The sequence below is a fragment of the Flavobacterium sp. genome, assembly GCF_044341185.1.
Classification (GTDB): domain Bacteria; phylum Bacteroidota; class Bacteroidia; order Flavobacteriales; family Flavobacteriaceae; genus Flavobacterium.
Genome location: NZ_JBIISE010000048.1, coordinates 1 through 9,188, shown reverse-complemented (window position 1 = coordinate 9,188; position 9,188 = coordinate 1). Strand labels below are relative to the sequence as shown.

Here is a 9,188-nt window from a genome sequence, read left to right as displayed (position 1 = left end):
CTAGACGCAAATGACCCAGTAAAATATGATTTTGCCTTGTTTGGGTTAGGCGTTTTTGAAGGGTTTTAAAATAATTATTATTAATATTTTATTTATAAATATTTAAAATACTTTGTTCAAAATCGCTTTTAACAACTATCACTATTGACAATATGTATCATAATGTTGTGAAATTAAAACCCTCTGGCTAAGATCCCCTTGAACAAGGGTTAAATCGTTAAATTTAAAGTAAAAAACGTTAGTTTCATCTTTATACCATTTATTAACTATAGGTGTAAAAGTTGGTGAATCAAATTCAATATAAATATCATCATTGCTAACATTTGTGACAGTATTACTAATACACGATGCTATTGAAAAAACTTTATAAACTTTAGTTTCAACTGGAGCATCATTATTTTCGTCTTTTGAACAAGATGATAGTAACAAACCACCTATAGTAAAAATAAATAAAATAATTTTTTTCATATTTTTATTTTTTAGTTAAAGATAATTTTTAAAAGTAATAAATTAATAAACAAATAACAAAATTATTATTCAAGATACATCTATGGATTAAATTTGTTTGCAAAAAGTTTAAAAAAAATGTTTATTGTATTAAATTTTGTGGAGAATACCGGATTCGAACCGGTCGCCTCTACGCTGCCAGCGTAGCGCTCTAGCCAAATGAGCTAATCCCCCTTTACTTTTCAAATATAAAAAATCCCGACCTAAGTCGGGATAAATATATAAAATAATAATAATTTTATTAAGATAATGCTGCTTTTACTTGATCAGCCGCTTCTTGAAACTGCACAGCTGATAAAATTGGCATTCCAGAATTGTCAATTAATTCTTTTGCAATTTCTGCATTTGTACCTTGTAAACGAACAATAATTGGCACTTTAATAGCATCACCCATATTTTTATAGGCATCAACCACACCTTGTGCTACTCTATCGCAACGTACAATTCCACCAAAAATATTAATTAAAATAGCTTTTACATTCGCATCTTTTAAAATAATACGGAAAGCGGTTTCAACACGTTTAGCATCTGCAGTTCCTCCTACATCTAAGAAGTTTGCAGGTTCAAAACCAGCGTATTTAATTAAATCCATAGTAGCCATTGCTAAACCAGCACCGTTTACCATACATCCAACCGTTCCATCTAAATCTACATAATTTAAACCAACTTCTTTCGCTTCAACTTCAATAGGATTTTCTTCACGAACATCACGCATTTCAGCTAAATCTTTATGACGGAATAAAGCATTATCATCTAAATCAACTTTAGCATCAACTGCAATAATTTTGTTGTCTGATGTTTTTAAAACTGGATTAATTTCAAACATAGTTGCGTCTGAACCAATATATGCTTTATATAAAGCATCTACAAATTTTACCATTTCTTTAAACGCTTCACCTGATAAACCTAAATTAAAAGCAATTTGTCTTGCTTGAAATCCTTGTAAACCAACTGAAGGGTCAATTTCTTCTGTAAAAATTAAATGAGGTGTATGTTCAGCCACTTCTTCAATATCCATTCCACCTTCTGTAGAATACATAATCATATTACGACCTTTACCTCTATTTAATAAAACAGACATATAAAATTCTTTCGTTTCAGATTCACCTGGATAATAAACATCTTCAGCAATTAAAACTTTATGAACTCTTTTTCCTGTTGGAGGTGTTTGCGGCGTAATTAAATCCATTCCAATAATTTGACCCGCTATTTCTTTAACTTGGTCTAAATTTTTAGCTAATTTAACTCCACCACCTTTTCCACGACCACCTGCGTGAATTTGAGCTTTTATTACATGCCAACCTGTACCGGTTTCAGCAGTTAATTGTTTTGCTTTTTCAACAGCTTCTTCTGCATTATTGGCCACATGACCACGTTGTATGCGCACGCCATAGCTTGCTAATATTTCTTTACCTTGATATTCGTGTACGTTCATAATTATGTATGAGTTAATCTTGTTTAAAGTGGGACAAAAATAATAAAGTAATTGGTAATTGACTAATTTTATTCTTATTTTTAAAATTAAATTTGATAATTTAGTATAGCTATTGTTATATTTATAACATTTTGTTATTTAATTATTTTATTTGTGTAATAATTTTAGTTTGGAAATTATCTAAACTACTTTTGCAAAAAAAATAAAAATGCAAAATTCAGAATTAGTACAAGTAGCAAAAGAATTTGGATGTCCATTATATGTGTACGATGCCGAAAAAATTATATCACAATATCATCGATTAACGAAAGCTTTTCATAAGATAGAAAATTTTAAAATTCATTATGCCGTAAAAGCACTTTCAAATGTTTCGATATTAAAATTATTAAAAAAAGAAGGTTGTGGTTTGGATACCGTTTCTATTGAGGAAGTATTACTTGGAATACATGCCGGTTTTCAACCTAACGAAATTATGTATACCCCAAATGGTGTTTCTTTTGAAGAAATTGAAAAAGTAGCAAAAATGGGTGTTCAAATAAATATTGATAATCTTTCCATTTTAGAACATTTTGGTGCTAAACACCCAACCATTCCAGTATGTATTCGAGTCAATCCGCATGTGATGGCTGGAGGAAATGCGAATATTTCTGTTGGACACATTGATAGTAAATTTGGAATTTCGATTCATCAATTACCACATATAGTAAGAATTGTAGAAAATACTAAAATGAATATTAATGGTATTCATATGCATACAGGGTCTGATATTTTAGATGTTGAAGTATTTTTATATGCTGCCGAAATTTTATTTGAAACTGCCAAACAATTTAAAAATCTTGATTTTATTGATTTTGGAAGCGGTTTTAAAGTGCCATATAAAAAAGGCGATATTGAAACGGATATTGAAGAATTTGGTAGAAAATTAAGCAAACGCTTCCTTGCCTTCGAAAAAGAATATGGGAAAAATTTAACTTTAGTATTTGAACCTGGTAAATTTTTAGTTAGCGAAGCAGGTGTATTTTTAGCTAAAGTAAATGTCGTAAAACAAACCACTTCAACAGTTTTTGCTGGAGTTGATACTGGTTTTAATCATTTAATTCGACCGATGCTTTATGGAGCAGAACATCACATTGAAAACATATCAAATGCAAAAGGAAAAGAACGTTATTATTCTGTTGTCGGATATATTTGTGAAACTGATACTTTTGCAACAAACAGAAGAATATCAGAAATACATGAAGGTGATATTTTAAGTTTTAAAAATGCTGGCGCCTACTGTTTTTCAATGTCATCTAATTATAATTCAAGAGTGAAACCTGCTGAAGTTTTGTGGAAAAACGGTGCAGCCCATTTGATTAGACAACGAGAAACTTTTGATGATATTTTAAGAAATCAAGTTGAAATTGAAATATAGAAAACATATAAAAAGCACTTATATTTCAGTGCTTTTTTTATCTATTTTAGTATCTCTTCTAAAACTTCAGATTGCGTGCCGTTTGGCATAGTAATCTTTAATTTTTGAGCTAAAGTTGGGGCTATTTGTGTAATTGTTTTTTTGTTGAACGATTCTCCTTTTTTAATTTTCCAACCATAAAACAGACAAGGAACATGTGTGTCATAAGAATATGGCGATCCATGTGTAGTTCCAGTAGAAGAATATTCCATGAAACCAGGCTTAAACAACAAGACTAATTCGCCGTTTTGTTTTGGATCGTAACCATTTGAAATAATTTGTAGCAATTGATTATTTGAACCCGAATTTTGAATTTCTTCTTCTGTAAAAACATTACTAATAAAGTTTTGTGAAAGTAAAAACGTTTTAAATTTTTGTTTAACATTGTTTACATCCAACCCTTTTTGATTTACTTTTTCTTTATTAATAAAAACATTGAAATTTGAATAATCTAACAACAAATTTTCGCCAAACGTTTTTTGAGAAAAATCAATAATACTTTGTTGTACATTTTTACTATTTAAACTTTCAACTTCGTATTTATTATCTTTTAGATACGTTGCGTTTTCAGCTCCAGCATGATCTGCCGTTAAGAAAACTAAATAGTTGCCTTTGCCTACTTTTTCATCTAAATAAGTTAAAAAATCAGCAATTGTTTCATCTAAACGCAAATACGTATCTTGTAATTCAATGGAACGTGGGCCTAAAACATGACCAACATAATCTGTAGAGGAAAAACTAAGCGTTAAAAAATCAGTAACTTCATCTGCGCCCATTTTCTCATTTTCAATGGCTTTCTTAGCAAAATCTGCAATTAAATTATTTCCGTAAGGTGTGGTTCGTAAAACTCCGGCATCATTATTTGTAAACATTTCTTTCGTATTGTATGGAAAGAAAGGCGTTTTCTTAAATAATTTCCCTTCGTAGGGATTATTATCGTTTAAACTTTCGTTATAAATTTCTTTTGGTTTTAATAAATCCCAACCTTTTTCAATATATTTTAAATAGTTTTTTTCTTCATTAAATTGAATCGTCCAATCTGGTAATTTATTTCCATAAAAAGAACTTGAAATAAAGTTTCCTGTTTTAGTATACCAAAAAGCCCAATCTGCAAAATGCCCCGCTGGCAAAATAGCCCCTCTATCTTTAATACTGATTCCAATTACTTTACTTTTAAAGTTGGTAGCTAATTTTAATTCATCTGTAATGGTTGTGCTAAATAGGTTTTTTGGCGACATTTTACCTTCTGATTCCGTTCCTTCAACTAAAGTTGTTACTGAAGCATCATCAGTACAATACATTTCTTTTCCAGTAGCTTTATTAAACCAATCGTTACCAACAATTCCATTTACATTTGGTACTGCACCAGTAAATATGGCGGCGTGACCTGGAGCTGTATAAGTTGGCATATAATTGTAATGCATATTATGAAAAGTAAATCCTTTTCCCATTAATTTTTTAAAACCATTATTAGAAAAATCATTAGAAAATCGATACAAGTATTCCATTTTCATTTGATCTACTACAATTCCAACCACTAATTTTGGTTTTTCTTGTGCATTTAAAAAAGTACTTAACACTAAAAATCCTAAAATCAGTTTTTTCATTTTATATAAATTTAAATATTTAATTTTTATTTTCTAATAAAGGTACAAATTTGAAATCTCCAAATTCGGTTTTTTCAAATTGTGTTTCGTTTTTTCGTATCAAAAGGGTCATAATTTGTTCTGTTTCTCCAACAGGAATCACTATTCTTCCACCTATTTTCAATTGCGACATTAATGCTTGTGGAATTACAGGCGCTCCAGCAGTTACAATAATACTATCAAAAGGCGCTTCTTTTTCTAAACCAATATAACCATCGCCAAAAACAAATAATTTTGGTCTATAACCTAAAGTTGGTAATAATCTTGATGTTTTTTTAAATAATTCGTTTTGTCTTTCAATCGAATAAACTTTTGCACCTAAAGTTACTAAAACAGCTGTTTGATAACCACTACCTGTACCGATTTCTAAAATTTTATGATCTTTTTCTATTTGTAGTAATTCACTCTGAAAAGCTACAGTATAAGGTTGAGAAATCGTTTGACCAGCTCCAATAGGAAACGCTTTATCTTGATAAGCAAAATCTTCAAAACTAGAATTCAAAAATAAATGTCGAGGTATTTTTTTAATAGCCTCTAACACGTTTTTATCTCTAATTCCTTTTTCTTGTAATTGCTTTGCTAGCTGATTTCTAAGTCCTTGATGTTTGTTAGTATCTTTCAATTTATGGTGTAAATTAGTGTTGTAAAATTAGATGGAATTTTATCAAAAACAAAAATAAAATTCCAATTTATTTTAAAAACTTTAATCCTATGCTTTCGTATCATCATTTGATTTTGAAATTTTTATATTGAGATTTCTTAATTGGTATTTCTTATTTTATTACTATTTTTGATGAAATTTATTTTTATGTTAAAAGTCGGAGTTTTAGGTGCTGGTCACCTAGGAAAAATACATTTACGTTTGCTAAATCAGTCAGAAAAATACGAATTAGTAGGTTTTTTTGATCCTTTTGAGGAAAATGCAACTAAAGTTGCTGCTGAATTTGGTTATAAAAAATTTACTTCAATTGCAGAACTAATTGCTGCTGTTGATGTTGTCGATATTGTAACACCTACTATTCAACACTTCGAATGTGCCAAAATGGTAATCGAAGCTGGAAAACATATTTTTATAGAAAAACCAATCGCTACAACTGTTGCAGAAGCCGAAGAAATTGTGGCTTTAGCAACTAAATTTAATGTAAAAGGTCAAGTGGGTCACGTAGAGCGTTTCAATCCAGCTTTTACAGCTGTGAAAGATAAAATTGACAAACCTATGTTTATTGAAACGCATCGTTTGGCAGAATTTAATCCGCGCGGTACTGATGTTCCTGTGGTTTTAGATTTAATGATTCACGATATTGATGCGATTTTAAGCGTAGTAAAATCGAAAGTAAAAACAGTAAATGCCAGTAGCGTTGCAGTAATTTCAGATTCTCCAGACATTACCAATGCGCGTTTAGAATTTGAAAATGGTTGTGTGGCCAACATTACAGCGAGTAGGATTTCTATGAAAAATATGCGTAAATCACGTTTCTTTCAAAAAGACGCTTACATTTCTGTAGATTATTTAGATAAAATTTGCGAAGTCGTTCGTATGCAGGACGCACCTGAAATTCCGGGCGATTTTGATATGATTTTACAAAATGCGGAAGGTGTGAAAAAACAAATTTATTTTGACAATCCAAACGTACATCCAAATAATGCTATTTTAGATGAATTGGAATCGTTTGCAGATGCTATCAACAATAACACTACGCCTATTGTTTCTTTAGAAGATGGAACAGAAGCGTTGCGAGTAGCGTATCAGATTATTGATTCAATTGGAAAGTAAATTAGACAAGTTAACAAAAATATATAATTACAAAATGAAACAAATAGCCGTAATAGGATCAGGAACGATGGGCAACGGAATTGCTCATACATTTGCACAAGCAGGATTTACCGTAAAATTAATTGATATTTCTGAAAAATCATTAGAAAAAGGAATGGCAACGATTGCCGCTAACTTAGACCGAATGGTAACCAAAGGAAGCATCACGGAAACTGACAAACATAAAACCATTTCAAACATCATTACTTATACTGATATCAAAGATGGCGTGGTGGGTTGCGATTTGGTTGTGGAAGCCGCTACTGAAAATGTAGCACTTAAAATGAATATCTTTAAGCAATTAAGTGATATTTGCGACCATAATGTAATTTTAGCGAGTAATACCTCTTCTATTTCTATTACTCAAATTGGTGCTCAAGTAGTGCATCCAGAACGAGTTATTGGGATGCATTTTATGAATCCAGTGCCAATTATGAAATTAGTTGAAATCATCCGTGGGTATTCTACTTCTGATGAAGTGACTAAAATTATTATGGATTTATCTGAAAAATTAGGTAAAACACCAACAGAAGTAAACGATTATCCAGGTTTCGTAGCCAATAGAATTTTAATGCCAATGCTTAACGAATCTATTGAAACCTTATATAACGGCGTAGCGGGCGTATCTGAAATAGATACCGTGATGAAATTAGGGATGGCACATCCAATGGGACCTTTACAATTAGCAGATTTTATTGGTCTAGACGTATGTTTATCCATCTTAAATGTGATGTACGACGGATTTAAAAACCCTAAATATGCCCCTTGTCCGTTATTAGTAAATATGGTAATGGCTGGGAAATTAGGAGTAAAATCCGGTGAAGGTTTTTATGATTATTCAGAAAGTAAAAAAGCTGAGAAAGTTTCAAAACAATTTTCTAAATAAAGTGAAAAGTGATTAGTAATTAGTGAATAGCTAGTTACTAATCACTAATTACTAATCACTTAAAAATGGCAAAAATAATCCCTTTTAAAGCAGTTCGTCCATCGGCAGATAAAGTCTCTTTGGTAACTTGCAGAACCTATGAAGATTATAGTTCTGCAGAACTTGCGGCTTGGCTTAGTTTCAATCCGTATTCGTTTTTACACGTGATTCATCCAGCGTATGCGAATACTCAAAAGATTACTTTAGACAAGCGTTTTAAAGGTGTTTTGCATAAATATCAGGATTTTAAAAACGAAACTATTTTAATTTCCGAAGAACAACCTGTTTTTTATTTGTACGAAATTCAAACAAAAAACCAAACATTTACTGGAATTATTGCAGGAACTTCTGTAGAAGAATATCAGAAAAATCAAATTAAAAAACACGAAGACACCTTACAATATCGAGTAGAATTGTTTAAAGATTATTTACATCAAACCGGATTTAATACAGAACCCGTTTTAATTACGTATCCTGATTCTGTTGAAATTAATACGTTTATTTCTTTACGAAAAAAGAGCGAACCTATTTATGCATTTGCCACTCCAAATAAGGAAAAACATACGTTGTGGAAGATTGAAACACAATCTGAAATAGATTGGTTACAAGAACATTTTGAAAACATTCCGAATTTATACATTGCTGATGGGCATCACCGTTCGGCTTCAGCAGAGTTGTTATATGAACAAAATAAATCGCTAAATAACAAGAATTTAAATTACTTTATGAGTTTTTTAATTGCCGAAAGCAATGTGAAAATTTATGAATTTAATAGAATCATTCGCGATTTAAATGGTTTATCAAAAGATGATTTCATTACTAAATTATCGGATAATTTTATAATTAAACCAAAAGATCAAGAATTATGGAAACCTCAAAATAAATTTGAATTTGGAATGTATTTAGATGGAAGTTTTTATGCTTTGTTTTATAAGCAAAATCAAAAGGTTACTTCTGTTTTAGAAAACTTAGATGCACAAATTTTATACGATACGGTTTTACATCCCTTATTAGGTATTGAAGATTTGCGTAACGATGAACGCATTGATTATATTCCAGGAAAACAAAGCGTTTCTGTAATTAAAGATTTAATAGATGAAGGCGAATACGAAGTGGGCTTTATGCTCTACCCTACCAATATGTCTGAAATTAAAACCATTGCCGACAATAATTTAATTATGCCTCCAAAATCAACCTACATTGAGCCAAAATTTAGAAGTGGTTTGGTGGTTTATGAATTGTAATTTACGATTTTGTTTTTAGAAATTTTAACATCAATCTTGTCTGTCTGACTAAAGAAAAATACTTATTAAACATGAAAATTTTTGAAGGAAAACAAGTAAATTACATTGGAAGATTACTATTCTTAGATAATTTAGTATATATAATTTCTATGCTTTTTTATTCTT

At 30.5% G+C, this 9,188-nt stretch carries 9 protein-coding genes and 1 tRNA gene; 5 read left to right on the top strand and 5 right to left on the bottom strand.

Going from position 1 to position 9,188, the window contains the following annotated elements; translation table 11 throughout:
• Positions 1 to 69: DUF2400 family protein (locus ACIQZ1_RS09005; protein ID WP_396160633.1), on the top strand; the 69-nt coding region annotated here is incomplete at its 5' end.
• 72 nt (positions 70 to 141) lie between these two features.
• Here ACIQZ1_RS09005 and ACIQZ1_RS09000 read toward each other — a convergent pair.
• From ACIQZ1_RS09000 to sucC, 3 genes are all read right to left on the bottom strand, one after another.
• The gene (locus ACIQZ1_RS09000) at positions 142 to 468 is read right to left on the bottom strand and encodes a hypothetical protein (RefSeq protein WP_396160632.1); all 327 of its coding nucleotides are present in this window, start codon (positions 466 to 468) and stop codon (positions 142 to 144) included.
• A gap of 139 nt (positions 469 to 607) precedes the next feature.
• Positions 608 to 681 (bottom strand) — tRNA-Ala (locus ACIQZ1_RS08995).
• Between the two features lie 67 nt (positions 682 to 748).
• Positions 749 to 1,942: an ADP-forming succinate--CoA ligase subunit beta gene (gene sucC / locus ACIQZ1_RS08990; RefSeq protein ID WP_291242161.1), complete on the bottom strand. Its 1,194-nt coding sequence runs from the start codon at positions 1,940 to 1,942 to the stop codon at positions 749 to 751.
• 208 nt (positions 1,943 to 2,150) lie between these two features.
• On the opposite strand from sucC, the gene lysA reads away from it, so the two are divergent.
• Entirely contained in the window at positions 2,151 to 3,356 is a 1,206-nt protein-coding gene (lysA, locus tag ACIQZ1_RS08985) for a diaminopimelate decarboxylase (protein ID WP_396160631.1), read from the top strand.
• Between the two features lie 41 nt (positions 3,357 to 3,397).
• Here lysA and pafA read toward each other — a convergent pair whose 3' ends face one another.
• Together pafA and ACIQZ1_RS08975 are read right to left on the bottom strand one after the other, a co-directional pair.
• Positions 3,398 to 5,002 (bottom strand): alkaline phosphatase PafA, encoded by a 1,605-nt coding sequence (gene pafA / locus ACIQZ1_RS08980; RefSeq protein WP_396160630.1) that lies wholly within the window; start codon positions 5,000 to 5,002, stop codon positions 3,398 to 3,400.
• A gap of 19 nt (positions 5,003 to 5,021) precedes the next feature.
• Positions 5,022 to 5,663 carry a protein-L-isoaspartate(D-aspartate) O-methyltransferase gene (locus ACIQZ1_RS08975; protein ID WP_396160629.1) on the bottom strand — a complete coding sequence of 214 codons (642 nt, stop codon included), beginning with the start codon at positions 5,661 to 5,663 and terminating at the stop codon, positions 5,022 to 5,024.
• Positions 5,664 to 5,849: 186 nt separating this feature from the next.
• On the opposite strand from ACIQZ1_RS08975, the gene ACIQZ1_RS08970 reads away from it, so the two are divergent.
• The 3 genes from ACIQZ1_RS08970 to ACIQZ1_RS08960 all read left to right on the top strand — a co-directional run bounded on the left by ACIQZ1_RS08970 (position 5,850) and on the right by ACIQZ1_RS08960 (position 9,023).
• Positions 5,850 to 6,815: a Gfo/Idh/MocA family protein gene (locus ACIQZ1_RS08970; RefSeq protein ID WP_396160628.1), complete on the top strand. Its 966-nt coding sequence runs from the start codon at positions 5,850 to 5,852 to the stop codon at positions 6,813 to 6,815.
• A 34-nt stretch (positions 6,816 to 6,849) separates the two neighbouring features.
• Positions 6,850 to 7,740 (top strand): 3-hydroxyacyl-CoA dehydrogenase family protein, encoded by an 891-nt coding sequence (locus ACIQZ1_RS08965; RefSeq protein WP_396160627.1) that lies wholly within the window; start codon positions 6,850 to 6,852, stop codon positions 7,738 to 7,740.
• A gap of 65 nt (positions 7,741 to 7,805) precedes the next feature.
• On the top strand, positions 7,806 to 9,023 hold the full coding sequence (locus ACIQZ1_RS08960; protein WP_396160626.1) for a DUF1015 domain-containing protein: 1,218 nt from the start codon (positions 7,806 to 7,808) through the stop codon (positions 9,021 to 9,023).
• Positions 9,024 to 9,188 lie beyond the last annotated feature (165 nt).

Excerpts from the sequence above, each read along its gene's own strand:
- ACIQZ1_RS09000 (WP_396160632.1), bottom strand. The coding sequence starts at position 468 with ATGAAAAAAATTATTTTATTTATTTTTACTATAGGTGGTTTGTTACTA.
- sucC (WP_291242161.1), bottom strand. The coding sequence starts at position 1,942 with ATGAACGTACACGAATATCAAGGTAAAGAAATATTAGCAAGCTATGGC.
- lysA (WP_396160631.1), top strand. The coding sequence starts at position 2,151 with ATGCAAAATTCAGAATTAGTACAAGTAGCAAAAGAATTTGGATGTCCA.
- pafA (WP_396160630.1), bottom strand. The coding sequence starts at position 5,002 with ATGAAAAAACTGATTTTAGGATTTTTAGTGTTAAGTACTTTTTTAAAT.
- ACIQZ1_RS08970 (WP_396160628.1), top strand. The coding sequence starts at position 5,850 with ATGTTAAAAGTCGGAGTTTTAGGTGCTGGTCACCTAGGAAAAATACAT.
- ACIQZ1_RS08965 (WP_396160627.1), top strand. The coding sequence starts at position 6,850 with ATGAAACAAATAGCCGTAATAGGATCAGGAACGATGGGCAACGGAATT.
- ACIQZ1_RS08960 (WP_396160626.1), top strand. The coding sequence starts at position 7,806 with ATGGCAAAAATAATCCCTTTTAAAGCAGTTCGTCCATCGGCAGATAAA.